The following is a 17,253-nucleotide window of genomic DNA, read 5'->3' on the forward strand; positions in this document are numbered from 1 at the left end:
TGGCCGTTGCCGTTCCCCAGTTTCTTGATCAGATTTTAGTCAGGACGGATGGTTTACAGGGATCCAACCCGTAAGCAGTGCTCCCCCTACCGAATGGTTGCTTACGGCAAGCTCGCCTCCGTGCCGCCTAACAATTCTTTGTGAAATGGTTAACCCTAATCCGCTGCCTCCAGTTGAACGATTTCTAGATGCTTCACCACGATACAAAGGTTCAAATACCCGTTGCAGTTCTTCTGATGAGAAACCCGGCCCTGTATCACGTATCGTAAACATTATTTTGTTACCGTCTTTATAACATTGAACAACAATTTCACCATAGGAAGGTGTGTGTCTGACGGCATTATCCAAAAGATTGTTCATCACACGCTCCAATAAGTGCGTATCGCCGCTAATGACGCAATCGTCTGCAGCATGGTTTGAGATCGAGATGTGCTTTTGCCGGGCAAGTGGGCTCAGACTGTCAATCGACTTCCGGAGTATGAGGTTAAGATCAACAGCCTTGTTGCTAAGTGTCGTCCCCAAATACTCCAGTTTGGTAAATGTGAAAAGCTCCTCAACCAGCCGATCCAATTGTGCCGATTTTTCCTTACATACCGCCACATATTTTGTTATTTTCTCCGGTGTCTGGGCAATCCCTTGTTCCAGGCCATCCAAATACCCCCGCAAGGCGAACAACGGTGTCCGTAAATCATGCGCGACAGCAGCAATCACGAATCGGCGCTCTTCTTCCAATTCCACTTGCTTCTGATAGGATTGTTGAAGCCCCTTCACCATCACTTCAAATCCGTCGCGCACTTCAGCGATTTCTGTGATCCTCGACAAGGGTAATTTCACATCCCAGTCTCCCGCTGCAAGTTGTCTTGCCGCAGCACTCATCTTCTCGAGGGGTTTAAGAAGGAACCGTCTCATTTCAACACCGACAACAAAGAAGGCAAGCAGTATTCCGGCAAATGCCGAAATCATTTGAACTGTATTTGATTTTGGCACATAAAGAGTAACCCTTCCTAGCAAAATACCGTCCTCTATGACGGAAAACCGTTCAGTTGACGACAAAGCACCACGCCGCTCCGGGTTAGACCGATAAATATCCAGATCTGACGCAGATTGAATAACCACATCCATCTTCGCTTTCTGCAGCTCTTCATGTAATTGGTTTTGCCAATTTGGATCCCTCCATTTGCCCGCTCCCGCTTCGATCAAGTGAATCGTCCCGGTCAATTGTTTTTGGAGAGTCTCATTTTGCAGCTGACTGTTTGCAAATCTTAGGGATTTTGTTTCCATATAGTGAGCTGTGATAAAAAAGATCCACGGCAATAAAAGAATGAAGCAGAAGCAAAGCATAGTAAAGGTACGAATGCGAAGTGTCCTCATCCTCATGTTATCCCCCCTCGAAGCGATACCCTATTCCCCATACGTTGAGCAGATGCTGCGGGTGGTTCGGATCGGACTCGACCTTCTCTCGAAGCCTGCTGAGATGGACCCGAATCGTATGCCTGTCGCCGACCCCCTCCCAAAATTTCGCAAGTAATTGTTCATATGAAAAAACATGTCTTGGATGTTCAACAAATAATCGCAACAACTCAAATTCCTTCGGTGTAAGCACTACACTTTTCCCTTCCACCAGCACTTCTCTTGCGGACAGATTTAACTTGATCCGGCCATAATCCAAAATTTTTTCATCCATTTGCTGCTTGGATACCTTGGATGCGGAGCGCCGCAATACAGCTTTTACCCTGGCAACAATCTCTCCGGGTGAAGCGGTTTTGACGATATAATCATCTCCGCCGAGCGTTAGTCCTCGAATCTTGTCCACATCTTCGCTGCGGGCACTCAAGAAAAGGATAGGAACGCTGCTCTCTGCCCGAATCCGGCGGCATAGCTCAAATCCGTTTTGTCCCGGCATCATGATGTCAAGCACCATGCATTGAATGGAACTCTGTTGGAATAAGGCCCATGCTTCATCGGCACCACAAGCGGTTATAACGTGAAAATTCTCATTCTCCAAAAAATCCCTCAAAAGTTCAACGATACTTTGGTCATCGTCTACAACGAGTATCGTATTTAATCCATTCATGATGATCCCACCTTCACATCCTAGTTTATCATTTTTTCTGCAAAAGCAGACGGAATCCCATGTTTTGTGATGAATTGTTTATTGTTTTGTGACCTTTTTACAACTTCGTTTGAGATATTCATTTGTTATGATGCTACTAGCGAACACGGAGGCAAACATTGCGTGCAATGACTCCTCCCTTTATTTACTTTGGACAAGGAGGATTTATTTATGATAACAGTTCAAATCGTGCTTTTTGATGGCTTTGACCTTCTGGATGCCATTGCTCCTTACGAGGTCTTTTGCGCCGCTGCAATGAATACGGAAAACGCGTTAAGCGTACAATTCGTCACAGCCGAAGGACCAAGGTCCGTGACTAGCGGCATCAACGGGTTAAAAATTGAAGCAAGCGGCAGGCTGAACCCGGAACATGCTGGCATCATTCTAGTGCCTGGCGCGTCCGGTGACGTCGAAGGAGATGGCCCCAATTCGATCCCGGCTATTCTAAGCCGTGCCATGCATACAGAATTGACCGGTTTGATCGGTCAGGCACTCGAACTCAAAGACAACGTAGTCGCCACGGTATGCGGCGGTTCTCTGCTGCTCGCTATGGGAGGGCTCCTGGAAGGCAGACCGGCGGTAACTCATCATCTGGGCATGGATGTGCTTGGAGCAACCGGGGCTATTCCCGTCAGGGCACGCGTAGTGGACGACGGCAACCTGGTTACCGGCGGCGGCGTAACTTCAGGACTCGATGTAGCTCTGTATCTGGTGGAGCGTGAGCTTGGACCACGCATCGCACACGCGGTAGAGCAACTGTTCGACTATGAACGGAGAGGGACAGTTTGGAGAGAAAGGGGGCTGGCACCTGGCAGTCATCAAACATTGACGGGCGGTGAACCGAACAACGTGGTGGATAAAGCGGCGATAACTTACGGCACCCAGCGTAACAATATTACACAGTCATCTGTTTTCGATGGGGATTGGGATACGACAATCGCTACTCCAGTAGGGAAGCTGCAGGTCAAGCTCTCTATATCAACAAGTAATGGAATAGTCCGGGGCAAGGCAATACAAGGGGATGAGACGGTCGAGTTTATGAACCCGGCGCTTCAGGACAACAAGCTTAGCTGGTCGCTGAGAATCACGAAACCAATGCGCTTAAATCTCAAATTCGAAGTGGCCGCCGACGGAGATCACATGACCGGAATCGCCAAGGCTGGCCTACTGCCTGCATCCAAATTAACAGGTAAGCGGATTTCTAAACCTTAAATTTTGTTGTTAATACATGCAGCCGCGGAGGTTTTGGATCAAATGAAGAAAATGCAGAAAATGCAGAAACGGAAACCATTATACGGGCTTTTAGCCTGTGTCAGTATTGTATTTATCCTTTACGCCTTGGTGGACAATTATATAATCGATCCTGGAGCTGAGGGATTTCTAAGCCATAAAACCGGACTTAAGCGCGAGCTTAATTTGCCGGTGTGGTTAAACGTTATGCACATTCATGTCGCTTTTGCCTGCATCGCCATGGCGACTGGGCTGCTCAATTTTTCTAATCGAATCTTTGATAAAAGCCACAAGTTCCATCGCATAAACGGTTACGTTTATTTAGTTTGCGTACTTCTTGTCGTGCTGACCTCAGGTTACATGGCGCCTTATGCCACCGGAGGAAAAATAACTAGTATGGGATTCAATGCGCTAAATATGATATGGCTGCTGATAACCCTTATGGCACTTGTTCAAATCAAAAAGAAACGGATCACCCGTCACCGGAATTGGATGATCCGAAGTTACGCCTTTTGTTTTACGAACCTGCTGATTCACCTCATCACCTTCCTTTTTCATCAGGGATTCGGTCTCGCTTACGCTACCAGCTATACCGTTGGCGTGTACGGCTCCATAGTGCTGCTGCTGGTCATCGCTGACGTCATCATCAGAAGGATAGGTCCATCCAGAGAGGTTGCAGCTCTCAATAAATGAGGTGCCCACTTGCCGCAGCTGGATAAGAACAATCCACCGCGTTTTTTACCTATATATACTGTATGGATGTGACGCTGATACATATCGACCTATTCCCGGTCCGGCAGGAGTGTGCTACCTTGTCCATCTCTTCACCTATTACAAATCCTCATACTGCGAAAATGTCGCCGCCTGGCCCTGATACAGCCCCGCTTCATCTACCAAATTCCAGACCGTAGCCTGCTTGATATAAAACCGGCGGCCGGTACTCGATATGCGGATACCCGTATAATTGCTGACATATCCATACTGTGTGACCTGCGCTAGAAAGCGGACTCTATCTTCCCGTTCCATCGGCTCGGCTGTCAGGCGGGAGGGTGTGCTTGTGAACTGCTGCCAATCCATCTCCCACAGCTTTAGCGCCGCATAATTGCCGTAATACAATACAGGATCGGCCTCCGTCCCATGGGACAGCACGATTACTGGGGACTCGTCAATTTGTTCGGCTAAACTTAGTCCCGGAGTGAGATGAATCAGCTCCTGACCAACCCATCTGCGGTAGCTGTTTACCAGCAGCCTGGCATGTGCCTCCGCCGCCTCATCTGTCAGTTGTACCATATTTGCTTGATTTCCTTTCCTTCAATTCTTTAATCAACTAGAACGATCACACCACTTTTGTAGGTCGCTTCGAAATTCATATAGGATCATTTTAACATAAATAAGAAAGTTATTGACAATATTCTCCCATGCTTCCTATCTATTATACCTAAGGTGATTGCAGTAACCTTTCATAGATAAATGGTGTTAATAAAGAATGAGATTAAAACATATACCGCTGACACCGTCTTTTAGAAATGGAACGAAGCTTCTCCTTCTCCTTCACAGTCATAGAAAGCAGCATGAGATTCGTCGTGTTCGGGAAAGAACAACTGGTGAAATCCGGAGAGCGCATCACCGTTCATCCCCCGCAAAAGTGCATCAGTTCTGGAATATGAGCGAAGATGGTCTTAAGGCTGTCCAAATATCCACCCGCCGGGCCGAACTGATTTTTTACTATACCGAAATTTTCCTGCCCTACCCAACAACAAAATGTGACCAAATACCGTTCTTAACTGTGTTATAGGTAAAGGAGGGCAGAGCAACCATGCAGCGATCCATGACCCGGCCGGGGAATTATGTGATGAAGAGCTACGAAACTTACTCAAGCATGCTGTTCCGGATTGCCATGGTCCATCTGGGCAGCCGCGAGGATGCGGAAGAAGCCACTCAGGATACCTTCATCAAACTAATGGAAAAAGCACCCGAGTTCAAGGATGCCGAGCACCAGAAGGCATGGCTGATCCGGGTTATCACCAATCATTGTAAAACGATGCTTGGCAGAGGCTGGCGCAAACGGGAGGTCAAGCGGGATGGACTGGAGACGATTACAGCTGACACTCCAGAGGATCTGGCGCTGCTCCATCTTGTGATGGCGCTGCCTATAAAGTATAAAACAGTTATCCATCTGTACTATTACGAGGACTATCAAGTCCAGGAGATTAGCAAGATTCTGCAGATCAGCGAGTCTGCAGTAAAGATGAGACTCCAGCGGGGACGACAGCTGTTAAAACTGGAGCTGGAAGGAGCAGAACCGCAATGAATGAAGATCAGTTCAGGACAAAATATAAGAAAGTAGTGGATACGATGAAACCTAATGAAGAGATGAACAAACGAATGGAAGACAGGCTGCAGAAGCAGCAGCAGCAACCGCAGGAGAGGAAGCGTCCGCGCCGGACGGCTTATATCGCCGCCAGTCTAGTACTCGCTGCCGGTATCGGACTGGCCACGCCAAGTGTGTGGAAGCAGTTGAACGGACCGGCATCGCCTAACGGCCAAGCCGTTCAGGTAACTCCGAACACACCTGCCGTACATGAACCCGGCAGCGTCGTCATCCCCAAGGTGAAGCTTCCGGATAAGAGCTCCGGCGTCAGTATGGACATGGTAGCCCTGGTCGTCTATCAAGGCAATGTGTATACCCAGTCGGCGACCCGCATTGATGCCGCCGATGCTGCTGCGCTGCGCGGCGACAAACTGGGACGGACAACAGGCGGCATCGATGAATGGAGCGGCAAGGACGCGTATATCGAGCTGGCCTCAAATATCGGCGAAGCGGACATTTACACGGTGAAAGGATACGATTCAGACTTCCGCATCATGACCTATACCGAGATCGATGGCCAAGTCATCGCCGAGCTATTCGAGCGTACCAATGGCATTACGGTGAGCAGTGGCGCCGATCTGCTTGGTAAGCTGAATTTGGACGACCGGATCGCTTCGGCCCAGTGGGAGAGCTTCGCTAGCTGGAACGAGGGCCTGCAGCAGTATGCGCCGCTGGCCAACGACGAGACGCTCGGCAGCTTCCTGGCAGCCCTCCAGGATGCCAAGCCGCTCGCAGCAGAGCCGCTGATTCAACAAGGCATCTACGACGACGAGAACCGCAAGGTCATCTATCTGAAACTGGAGGACAACACCCGGGTAGAGCTAATTCTGTTTGGCAAAGGGCTGGTCCGTTATGGCAATTCACCAGTATTCTTCGAGGCAGAGTCTGGCGCATTCCAAGCATTGTGGGAAAGTATGCGTTCATAAATAAACGAGTGATCAGACAGCGGCTTGTTCCTTTGGGATCGGGCCGCTTTTGCTTTGGGAACATGCCGCAGTTTTTTGCGGGCGGATGGACTCTTGGCAAGCAGTCAGCAGCAGTACTGGGTGGTCTAAAAAAATCACACAAGAAGACTTTCCATAATTTTATATTTTAAGAATTATAGCTTTGACATCCTTTAATTTCACATCCCAACTTGATTCAGTAATCTGCGGAGATATGGTTACATTATGAGCAGAGGTTCTAACTACAGTGAGGTTATTGGGTAGCTTAACATCATAATCTCCTAAGCCAGCGCATCCTGTAATATAAATGGATAAAATAATGGCTCAACCTAATAATCAGTGCTTGACAGTCAAGCTAACATTCGATGGCGGTTAAATGCTTCGAAAATGCCAGCTTTATAGCAGCCCGGTACTTGTCATAGCTATTTTCATATCGCGAGGGTAACACGTGCGCTAATGGTCACTGCAGTGTCAACGCAGTCCGTTAGAAGCGGAAATGCAGCGAAATGAGATTTTAACGGTCACGGATGACTCTTACAGGCTGAAAAGGGGCGATTGTGAGGAAAACCACCTTCTAATGGTCGCGGATGTCCATTAAAATCGTGAATATGTAAAAATCAGCCTCTAAAGGTCAGCGGTGACCGTTAGAGACAGGTCCTTTCCGTATCTGGAAGATATCTTCCGTCGTTGTGATATACGGATTCTGCATCGGTCTATTCCTCTTTTGTTGTTGGGTAGGACTTTCAACCGTACAGGATTGGCAGATTATTTCCAGTTTTAGCTATCATTCATTTGTACAAGCACTGATTGTGGTGTTGAGCCAAAATAGTTAACGTGAATAAGTACTTTGTCTTCCATAACCTGTTCAAAAACATTTTTATCTCCACACCTTTTAGCGATATCAACTCCATATGTCTTGAGAGACTAGTAAAGATGGAGTTTCTATTGAATATTAATACGGCTCAGATCGCTTCAATTCCGGAAAGAAATAAGCAGCCCCCGCTTCATATCTGTCCTGTGCTGACAGGCAGTTGTCCATTAAGGACGCAGCAGTGCGAGGGCTTATCCGATATAGATATGCATTTAAAAAGAGTAAAAGAGGCCGCCATGTCTTCGAATAATTATGGGAAATTCATGATAAGATCACCTTAACATAAATAAGAGAGTTATTGACAAGACTCCCCCATGCTTCCTATCTATTATACCTAGGGTGGTTCCCGGAACACTGCTCAACGTACATGCTACATATACCGATTTATGCAGGATGCAGGCTGTGACAAGTGACGGTCGTCAGGCATTGTTCCCTCATCTTCTCATTGCTGCTCGAAGCCACTCGAATCGTCACCTGCCCCGCACCATGCAGCTCCTCCGGTTTATGCTCCGCCTAGCTGTTCAGCCCATTCTCTGACTCTACGAATACTTTCTTCCTCCGATATATCTTCGATCCTGGTCATGATGGACCATCTCACGCCAAATGGATCCAAAATGTTCCCATACCGGTCACCTGAAACAAAGTTAGCAATAGGCTCCCTGACCTTCGCTCCCCTCGCCACTGCCTGTTCAAATACATAATCTACATCCGATACATAAATGCCCAAGGAATAACAGGCTTGATCCTCCGTTGGCGGCAAAACCAGTTTATAGGCCAAGTTCGCTGCTCCCAGCTGCAAAAATCCGTTGCCAAAATCCAGCTCTGCATGAACAATCATTTTGTTGCCTTCGCCATCCGAGAATTCGGTAATATCTTTCACTCTGGCTTGAAAAACAGATTTGTAGAACTCTATCGCTTCAGCAGGATGGTTAACTACCACGAAAGGTGTTATAGCTGTAAAGCCGTTAGGCACACCATTCTTGGTGTGAGCGCCGGATACTCCTGTAAATTGGGGACTATTAGTCATTGGTCTATCTCCTTTTCAATATAAAAGTTTGAGTACCTGTCCCCTATTATAAAGAAGCTTCACTGACAAAGACTGTCAGGTAAGCTTCTAGATTTTATAATATTCCATTAATTCTGATGCAATAGAAACGAGCTTTATTACAAGCTCTCTAACTCCTACACAAAAGAAACCATCCCTTGTGAAATGGAGGTCGTAGCCGGCCATTGCCCAAGAAGATGGTTTTCGGAATACATCAAAAATGCCACCGACTAACTTTTTCACCTAACTCATCTCATGTTAATTTATACATAAAATCCATAATTTTAGTCTTATCAATATGGGTGCAAGCCAATATATCCGGTTTCTCTGATCAGCTTTGTATCAGGATTCTATCATCCACTTTCCACAAGCTTCAAAGTAAACATGGCCTAAATATCGCCCCTAGCATCTTACATGCTTGCGTTTGAAACCAATGTCCCCTTTATCTACTGCCTTTTGAATACGTTCGGAAGCGATTAGAGGACCACCTTTTTTCTTGCCTCTGTTGACATCAACGGGACCGACTGCCTTTGCAGTTTCGACCGCCTTATCATGGAGCGGCAAATAGGATACCCCTACTGTATAAATAAAATTGTTCATGGAGTATTTCGCCCGTTCGGGAGCAGTATGAATCGTATTTTTCGCGAGTTCCAGCATAGCGGCAATTTTATCTTCAGAAAACTCACTGTCCGGCTGATTTCCCAAAAGCCAGCAGTAACAGCTCCAGCCCGCTGACATTTTCAGTTCTTCACCGCTTGCGATCCATGTATCTGACACTTCTTGTGCAATATCTGCTTCTGCCAATGTCACCGAAACCACAAAATCGGACAGCATATAAAAATAAGCCGCATCGATCCAGCGCTCAAAATCCGCTGCAGTCATCGCTTTTGGATCTGCAATGATTCCCGCAAAGTACATAGCGTCGTAGTTTCCTGTAGCGTAAAGCTGCTCTGCCAAAGGCTGGTTTATTTTAGTTTTTCTGAAAATGGGCTTCATTTCCCCGGTAGCCACGCCAAAAAGCGGTTCATGCGCGCCATTGGACAGGTACATTTTTTTGAGTCTTTCCTTCCCGAGAGCTTCAAGCTCCTGCATCACCATTTCCAAATCCATGATTATCACTTCCTTTTGAATGTTTGCCCTTACTTTTCCTCTGCACCTATTATAACAAAATCAATGACACACGTATCCTCTGAGTCTCTCTCATTTTATGGTAATAGATAGGGCATTGATATAGTAACAGGGAAAAACGTGAAATGATGTGGCAATTTGCTCGGCAGAAATAAAAACCACATGCAGGGAAACTGATAGGGTAAAAAACCTATTGCCTGCAAAGAGGCGATAGGTTTTCCTTCTCGGTACCACTCTTTTTGATTCGTCGGCTCCATTAGCTGCACGAATCATCTTATAAACCTAACGACGGAGGTTAACCATCTCGTAATTTTATGGAATACGGCTCAATCGTTGAAACAGTTCTTTATTTTGCTGATAAGCATCTCTGTAAATCCCGTATACCTCTTCGTAAATGCGCACATTTTCCGCAATAGGCGTTACCGGCTGATCGTTAAACTTGATAAGCACCGAGCACGCTTCAAAAACCGACGTATACCGCTTCACACCAACTCCGGCCATAATTGCTGCGCCTAAACATGCTTGCTCGCTCTGATCCGATTTATAGATTTCACGATTCATAATGTCAGCCTGGATTTGCATCCACACTTGGCTTCTTGCTCCGCCTCCCGATGCAATAAACATATCCATATGAATGCCAAGCTCTTGAAAAATAGCTGCGGAATCCTTCAGAGCAAAAACGACTCCTTCCATCACGGAACGAAGAAGATGAGCCTTATCATGCTTCAGAGCAAGGCCGAGAAAGGTTCCACGGGCGGAAGGGTCCATATGGGGAGTTCTTTCTCCGGAAAGATAAGGTAAAAATACCAATCCTGCGCTCAAAGAAGCCCCCATGATATTCCATGTCCCCGGTATAGCGTTGCAGAACGTATGCGTTCTTAGTTGGGGATCATAATATGGCTTTTCGATCACTGAAAATACTTGCCCGCCCGTGCCTATTGTCAGCGATACTTGTCCCGGCTGCACGATTCCGTTGCCAACCGCCTGCATCGATTGGTCTCCACCGCCAAATGCGACCGGAGTTCCCGGCGCCAAGCCTGTTTCTTGAGACGCCTCGGATGTAATTTCGCCCGCAATGTCAAACGGATTCGAAACCTCCGGGTACATCGCGGAGTCTAATCCCACCCTGGACAGCAGCAGCTCAGACCATTGCCTATTTGTTGTATCAAAAGCAAGCGTAGCTGACGCATCCGTAATTTCGGTTCCTATCGTTCCCGTTAATTGCATGCGGATATAATCCTTAGGCGAAAGCACTTTGAAAATACGCTCGTAATATCCCCGCTCATTGTTTTTGATCCATAGCAAGGATGCCGTTTGAAACCCGGTAGATATAGGATTTAACGTGATTTCCCCCAAGCGGTCCTTCCCTAGCAAGCGGTAAACTTCCTCTACTTCACTGACGGTTCTTTGATCGGACCAAATGATGGCAGGCCGGATTACCTCGTGATTGTGGTCAATCAGCACCATTCCGTGCATTTGTCCGGAAAGTCCGATGCCTTCCTATCCCTGGACGATATCCCGGCTTCCCTCAAGGATGACCGGATCGTCTCAACGGTAGCCTTCCACCAATCTGCGGGATGCTGCTCCGCATAGCCAAGGCTTGGAATCAGAATCGTATAGCTGCTCTGCGCGGAGCCGCGGATTTCGCCGTCCTCATCCATAATGATTGTTTTGACACTGGATGTGCCTAAATCGATTCCCATCAAGTAACCCATCTCAGCTTCTCCTTTATTCTCCAGAAAGAAAGGACCCCCTGTCAGAATGCCCTAAATAACAAGCACCCCAAACACACTCTTTTTTCAGGAAAATGAGAGCGTGCACCTTGGGGTGCTTTTGCCATCTGATCATTATCAGTAAAATGTCATAGATTATTAAGAAATTTTAAATATTTGTTGTTGATATATTTGTAATTTATGATATTATAAAAATGTTAATTTGGAAAGTTGCTATTCAAAACATACAGGATCTTTCCATGCAGATAATTTTTGACCACATCCACTTAGGAAGTAAAGGCCATACGGACAGCCGGGTCAAATGCCGACTGGCAACTTTAGTTGCCTTATTGATGGAGCTAGAAGCTCAAATTTTATAAGTTAGGTTTCTTTTCAACCAGTGCACCGCACATCAACTTGTGAAAAGATCAATAAGAGTGGTAAAAGTGATTATTTGCTATATAGACTCTGATCCTTTATTGATATATTTTGAATATTAAACAGCTTCCTTAAAAAAGCTATGTCTCCGGATAATGGTGACTTGTAATATATTCTGGTTATATCTAAACAAGTGTGATACGCGAAGATGCGTTTCTTCCACTTGTTTTTTTGTTTGCAAAAAACGAGGGCAAGCATCTGATCGCAATAAACATCGCAAGTGGCAGGTACGTGGCTATTGGATTGTTGAGAAATTGAGATTGACCAAAATCTAAGGGGTAAGGGGATTGAACAATGGGAAAAGCACTAATCATTGGTTGCGGCGGTGTAGCATCCGTAGCCATCCACAAATGTGTTCAAAACAGTGAGGTATTTGAAGAGATTTGTATCGCTAGCCGTACTAAATCAAAATGTGACGACTTGAAAGCAAAATTAGATGGCGGTAAAACGAAAATTACCACTGCGCAGGTGGATGCCAATAACGTGGACGAGCTCATCGCATTGATTGAAGAGGTAAAGCCGGATATCGTCATGAACCTGGCACTCCCGTACCAGGATTTAACGATAATGGACGCCTGCTTGGCAACCAAAACCCATTACATGGATACAGCCAATTATGAGCCGGAAGATACCGCGAAGTTCGAATACAAATGGCAGTGGGAATATCGCGAGCGCTTTGAGCAAGCTGGTATTACCGCGCTTCTTGGCAGCGGGTTTGACCCGGGTGTAACAGGCGTGTTCTCAGCTTACGCCCTCAAGCATTACTTTGATGAAATAGAATATATCGACATTCTGGACTGCAACGGCGGGGATCATGGCTATCCATTCGCTACGAATTTCAACCCGGAAATCAATATCCGTGAAGTATCTGCCAACGGGAGATATTGGGAGAATGGCGAATGGATCGAAACCAAGCCGATGGAAATCAAACGTGGCTATAACTTCGCTGAGGTTGGCGAGAAGGATATGTATTTGCTTTACCATGAAGAGCTGGAATCCCTTGCAGCCAATATGCCGGGACTTAAGCGTATCCGATTCTTCATGACCTTCGGCCAAAGCTACCTGACTCACCTCAAGGCTCTGGAGAACGTAGGCATGACTTCTATTGAGCCTATTGAATTCGAAGGAAAGAAAATCATTCCCCTCCAGTTCTTAAAGGCTGTATTGCCGGATCCCGCCTCTCTGGGACCGCGTACCGTCGGTAAAACAAACATCGGCTGTATCTTCCAAGGGAAGAAAAACGGACAAAATAAAACGTACTATGTATACAATGTTTGCGACCACCAAGAATGCTTCAAAGAAGTGGGCTCTCAAGCGGTCTCTTATACAACCGGCGTTCCTGCTATGATCGGAGCAGCTATGGTTCTGACTGGAAAATGGAACAAAGCGGGCGTGTACAATATCGAAGAGTTTGATCCAGATCCGTTCATGGAAGAGTTGAACAAATGGGGACTTCCGTGGGTAGAAGACTTTAATCCTGTACTGGTTGATGATGGACAGGAAGCTCAGGAGGCTCCCAAACAGCCGGTGCTGGTTCCATAGGATGCGGATTGAAGAACTGCCGACGCCTTGTTTTGTGGTCGATGAAGCCGCCATTGAGAAAAATCTTAAAATCCTAAACGGCGTCATGCAGCGGACGGGTGCAAAGATTATTTTGGCGCAGAAGGCATTCTCCATGACAACCATGTACCCCCTCATTGGCGAATACTTAAGCGGCACGACCGCAAGCGGCTTATTCGAAGCTCGCCTTGGCTATGAAGAAATGGGCAAAGAAAATCATGTCTTTGCCCCTGCCTATCGGGAAGATGAGATTGATGAAATCATCTCTATCTGTGATCACATTATTTTTAACTCCTTCTCGCAGTTGGAGAAGTTTAAAGACAAGGCTCTTGCTGCCGGGAAGAAGGTAGGCTTGCGCGTCAATCCGGAATGCTCCACTCAAGTTGGGCATGAGATTTATGACCCATGCTCCACTGGTTCCAGATTCGGCACCAAACTGGAGGATTTCCGTCCGGAGCTGCTGGATGGCGTATCCGGACTGCACTTCCATACCCTCTGCCAGCAAAACTCCGACGACTTAGCGACCACACTGCAGGCATTCGAAGCCAAGTTTGGGAAGTGGCTCCCGCAAATGGATTGGGTCAATTTTGGCGGTGGCCACCACATCACAAGGGACGATTATGATATTGCCACCCTTGAAGCTTGTATTAAGAGAATGCAGGATCTATACGGTTTAGAGGTGTATTTGGAGCCTGGAGAAGCCGTTGCCCTCAATGCGGGCTATTTAATTGCATCTGTATTGGATTTTCATAAAAATGGCATCGATATTGCGATTCTTGACACCTCGGCAACTTGTCATATGCCTGATGTACTAGAAATGCCGTATCGTCCGCCGCTTATTGGCTCTGGCCAGCCTGATGAAAAGCCGTTTACCTATAGGCTTGGTGGACAAACGTGCCTGACCGGGGATGTGATCGGAGATTATTCGTTCGATGAACCGTTGCAATGTGGGGATAGGTTAGTGTTTGGGGATATGGCCATTTACTCCATGGTGAAAACCAACACATTTAACGGCATGCCGCTTCCCGCTATAGCCGTACAAAGTAAAGATGGCTCTTGCCAAATCGTACGTCAATTTGGCTATCAAGATTTTAAGTTGCGACTGGCCTAGAAGTGTAGTTGTTGCTTCTTGTTGCTTCATCCCGAAAGTTTGGCCCCTTAAGCTGACACCGGTATTCACCGGTGTCAGCTTTTTTTAGTGGTTAGGGATCAGGGGAAGATGAGCGTTAGCAGCAGCCCGCCCTCTGCCGAAATGAGCGTACTCCACTTAATGATGTTTTTTATCGTTAAGCAAGGATGTGGAGAGGAACTGATGCTTTTAACGATGAAAAACATCGTTAAAGCATTAGCTCCTCTCAGCTGCGCGGACTCTTCATCTCCAGCGGAGAACAATCGGCTTTATGGAACTATTGATAATCATAATCATTTGAATTATCCTACACATAGGATGCTTACAGGAGGAGTGAACGCACTTGCCAAGAGAAAGCAATTTTACTAATCATTTATCGCAAGAGCTGATCGAAGCGGCCATTCAATTGTGGGCGCGATCTTCGATCGACATTGTCGATGTTCGTCTTCAATTGCTTCAGCCTGACAAGCCGTTGCAGCCTATCAGGCTGCCAACCAGCATGTTTATATATACCCAGGGTGGTGCAGCGAGCGTAACACTTAATCGTACTTCTTTTCAAACTGGAAGATTTGGAATTTTTCATGGGGGGAAGGGAACCGAACTATCGATTTGTCCAATTGATACGGATTTGGAAACCTATATGGTCTTATATAAAGTGGGGAGTACTCCGTTCCACAAGCGGAACATTCATCGATTACTGGAACAGATCAATCCATTTACACAAATGTACGGGCTTTCACCGGAAAATCCCATCTTTTTTATGGAAAAGCTTAAAGCGATGTATGACCATTGGAATTCGAATGTGAAGCTAAATCAATTTTATTCAAAGGTAGTCCTGTATCAGACGATACATCAAATTTACATGGAGCTTAGGAAAGGGAATATTCGTTACTTTGAGCCTGATTATGTGGGGATGGTCAAGCAATATCTCGATGAACATTATAGCGGGCAGGTGTCCATTCAATCACTGGCGGAGCTGCTTCCCATTAGCAGAAGTTTGCTCACTAAATTATTCAAGAAACGCGAACATAAAAGTGTACAAGAATATTTGAACGAAAAAAGATTGGAAGCAGCCAAGAAGTATTTGCGGACAAGCCACGTGACCATACAAGAGATTGCCGCGGGATGTGGTTTTGTAGATGAGTTGAACTTGAACCGTATGTTTAAGAAGTATTACCGCATGACGCCAAGGGATTACAGAAGAAAAATGATGGATAACTTTACGAATTGTGATATTGATAACCTTTCTCAACAACCTTACAATGATAAAGGACTAGATCGACTAGCCAAATCAAAAGGAGATGGGGAGTTATCCATGTTTGGACAGACAAGAAGTAAGGAATTTGTACTAGCTGCGGCAACGAGTTTGATGCTGCTGTTGTCGGCATGTGCGTCGAATGCGCCGGTGAATCATGCAGGATCGCCAAACCCGACGCCTACACAGTCGCAAACGCAGGCGGCCTCCCCTGCAGATACTAAGGGGACAGAGACGGCCGCGCAGACTCGTGTTATTCAAACAGAGAGTGGAGATATGGAGGTTCCGGCTGATCCGCAGCGTATTGTATATTTGGTAGGCAATAATGTTGGAGATATTTTGCCATTTGGAAAAACTGTGGTCGGCGTCGATATTTATGGTGACCCCTCTAAGCGGCCCGAGGAATGGAAGCAGCAATGGGGACAACATCTCGATGGCGTTAAACTTGTTGCCGGAAATGATTTGGAAAGCATTTTGGCTCTGGATCCTGACCTCATAATTGGTTCTCGTACATGGACATCATCATCGATCGAGCAGTTGAACAAAATAGCGCCTACTATCTTTTATAATGAAATGTCTGCTTTGGAAGAACGGATGACTTTTTTTGGTGAAGTTTTTGGCATGCCCGAACAAGCCAAGGAATTTATTGCTCAGTATGAAAACAAAGCCGAAGCAGCTAAGCAGCGCCTAGTGGACTCCAATCTCTACGACAAGAAAATCGTATTTTTACAAGGCGTGGAAGAAGGTACACCTGGTCTGCAAGGCGACAAAACGAGAGGAATTATCTACGAGGATTTGGGCATGCGAGCGCCTGAAATGGTTGAGAAAGAGTTTTTCAATAGCAAAAATCCTAAATCAGAGGGGTTCTTCTCACCTCTATCCATGGAAGTAATCAGTGAATATCTGAGTGAGGCCGATATGATTGCGTATACGAATTTTGATCCTAATGTGGAAGAACTCAAAAAGCGTTTAACAGAGACATCCATTTGGATTGGTCTTCCAGCAGTGAAGTCAGGAAATGTACTCTTCTATTCAATTGATGATACACTGAACGATTACGATTATGCCAGTCGTATGGTTTCCCTGGATACTTTTGTGAATGCCATGATGGAACTGCCGCTTGCCAAGTAAACAATGCGGGATAAGGCCATTTAAAATCTGACTGACAGTATGAAAAAGACCATCGCTCCTCTCACCTCATAGTGGATTTGCCACCGAACCACAACAACTCGCTGCACCTTGAAGGCAAGGGTGCAGCGAGTTGCGTTGGCAGTTCAACAGCCTTTCTTTTAAGTATCTACTAGGCGGGCGCAGCAAATCCGGCAGCAAAATACAAGTAGTTCTCTTCACTGCCGTTTCCGGCATCAGCAATCACGGGTTTCGATATAAATAAGTAATAATTTAACGTTAATGTTCCATCCAGCACCAAAAACGCAAGCTCCAGGTTAATGGAACTT

The 17,253-nt window shown here is 46.2% G+C and carries 14 protein-coding genes and 1 pseudogene; 7 read left to right on the forward strand and 8 right to left on the reverse strand.

Annotated features, from left to right (window positions below; translation table 11 throughout):
• Positions 1-39: 39 nt before the first annotated feature.
• Complete coding sequence (locus tag J2Z66_RS28165) at positions 40-1,371, reverse strand: sensor histidine kinase (RefSeq protein ID WP_209976172.1); 1,332 nt, start codon at positions 1,369-1,371, stop codon at positions 40-42.
• A 7-nt stretch (positions 1,372-1,378) separates the two neighbouring features.
• A complete protein-coding gene (locus tag J2Z66_RS28170) occupies positions 1,379-2,074 on the reverse strand; it encodes a response regulator transcription factor (protein WP_209976079.1) in 696 nt (231 codons plus the stop codon).
• Positions 2,075-2,284: 210 nt separating this feature from the next.
• On the opposite strand from J2Z66_RS28170, the gene J2Z66_RS28175 reads away from it, so the two are divergent.
• Both J2Z66_RS28175 and J2Z66_RS28180 read left to right on the forward strand, forming a co-directional pair.
• Entirely contained in the window at positions 2,285-3,325 is a 1,041-nt protein-coding gene (locus J2Z66_RS28175; RefSeq protein ID WP_209976080.1) for a DJ-1/PfpI family protein, read from the forward strand.
• 60 nt (positions 3,326-3,385) lie between these two features.
• A complete protein-coding gene (locus tag J2Z66_RS28180) occupies positions 3,386-4,036 on the forward strand; it encodes a DUF2306 domain-containing protein (RefSeq protein WP_209976173.1) in 651 nt (216 codons plus the stop codon).
• A gap of 138 nt (positions 4,037-4,174) precedes the next feature.
• On the opposite strand, the gene J2Z66_RS28185 is transcribed toward J2Z66_RS28180, so the two are convergent.
• On the reverse strand, positions 4,175-4,633 hold the full coding sequence (locus tag J2Z66_RS28185; protein WP_209976081.1) for an MEKHLA domain-containing protein: 459 nt from the start codon (positions 4,631-4,633) through the stop codon (positions 4,175-4,177).
• A gap of 526 nt (positions 4,634-5,159) precedes the next feature.
• Between J2Z66_RS28185 and J2Z66_RS28190 the strand changes: the two genes are divergently transcribed.
• A complete protein-coding gene (locus J2Z66_RS28190; protein ID WP_209976082.1) occupies positions 5,160-5,654 on the forward strand; it encodes an RNA polymerase sigma factor in 495 nt (164 codons plus the stop codon).
• A complete protein-coding gene (locus J2Z66_RS28195; protein ID WP_209976083.1) occupies positions 5,651-6,640 on the forward strand; it encodes a hypothetical protein in 990 nt (329 codons plus the stop codon). Before J2Z66_RS28190 ends, J2Z66_RS28195 begins: the two co-directional genes overlap by 4 nt.
• Before the next feature lie 1,391 nt (positions 6,641-8,031).
• Here J2Z66_RS28195 and J2Z66_RS28200 read toward each other — a convergent pair.
• The 4 genes and pseudogenes from J2Z66_RS28200 to J2Z66_RS43005 form a co-directional block, all read right to left on the reverse strand.
• A complete protein-coding gene (locus tag J2Z66_RS28200) occupies positions 8,032-8,556 on the reverse strand; it encodes a VOC family protein (RefSeq protein WP_209976084.1) in 525 nt (174 codons plus the stop codon).
• Between the two features lie 420 nt (positions 8,557-8,976).
• Positions 8,977-9,684, reverse strand: coding sequence for a DNA alkylation repair protein (locus tag J2Z66_RS28205; RefSeq protein WP_209976085.1), 708 nt, complete (start codon positions 9,682-9,684; stop codon positions 8,977-8,979).
• A gap of 330 nt (positions 9,685-10,014) precedes the next feature.
• Complete coding sequence (locus tag J2Z66_RS43000; protein WP_312894816.1) at positions 10,015-10,692, reverse strand: FGGY-family carbohydrate kinase; 678 nt, start codon at positions 10,690-10,692, stop codon at positions 10,015-10,017.
• A 45-nt stretch (positions 10,693-10,737) separates the two neighbouring features.
• Positions 10,738-11,417 (reverse strand): annotated as a pseudogene (locus J2Z66_RS43005) (FGGY family carbohydrate kinase); the annotation flags it as partial.
• 729 nt (positions 11,418-12,146) lie between these two features.
• Here J2Z66_RS43005 and J2Z66_RS28215 point away from each other — a divergent pair.
• The 3 genes from J2Z66_RS28215 to J2Z66_RS28225 all read left to right on the forward strand — a co-directional run bounded on the left by J2Z66_RS28215 (position 12,147) and on the right by J2Z66_RS28225 (position 16,927).
• A complete protein-coding gene (locus J2Z66_RS28215) occupies positions 12,147-13,394 on the forward strand; it encodes a saccharopine dehydrogenase family protein (protein WP_209976086.1) in 1,248 nt (415 codons plus the stop codon).
• 1 nt (position 13,395) lies between these two features.
• On the forward strand, positions 13,396-14,523 hold the full coding sequence (gene nspC / locus J2Z66_RS28220) for a carboxynorspermidine decarboxylase (protein WP_209976087.1): 1,128 nt from the start codon (positions 13,396-13,398) through the stop codon (positions 14,521-14,523).
• Between the two features lie 361 nt (positions 14,524-14,884).
• A complete protein-coding gene (locus J2Z66_RS28225; RefSeq protein WP_209976088.1) occupies positions 14,885-16,927 on the forward strand; it encodes an ABC transporter substrate-binding protein in 2,043 nt (680 codons plus the stop codon).
• A gap of 169 nt (positions 16,928-17,096) precedes the next feature.
• Here J2Z66_RS28225 and J2Z66_RS43550 read toward each other — a convergent pair whose 3' ends face one another.
• A complete protein-coding gene (locus J2Z66_RS43550) occupies positions 17,097-17,225 on the reverse strand; it encodes a hypothetical protein (RefSeq protein WP_281068896.1) in 129 nt (42 codons plus the stop codon).
• Positions 17,226-17,253 lie beyond the last annotated feature (28 nt).

It is taken from the genome of Paenibacillus eucommiae, from assembly GCF_017874215.1.
Lineage (GTDB): Bacteria > Bacillota > Bacilli > Paenibacillales > NBRC-103111 > Paenibacillus_AI > Paenibacillus_AI eucommiae.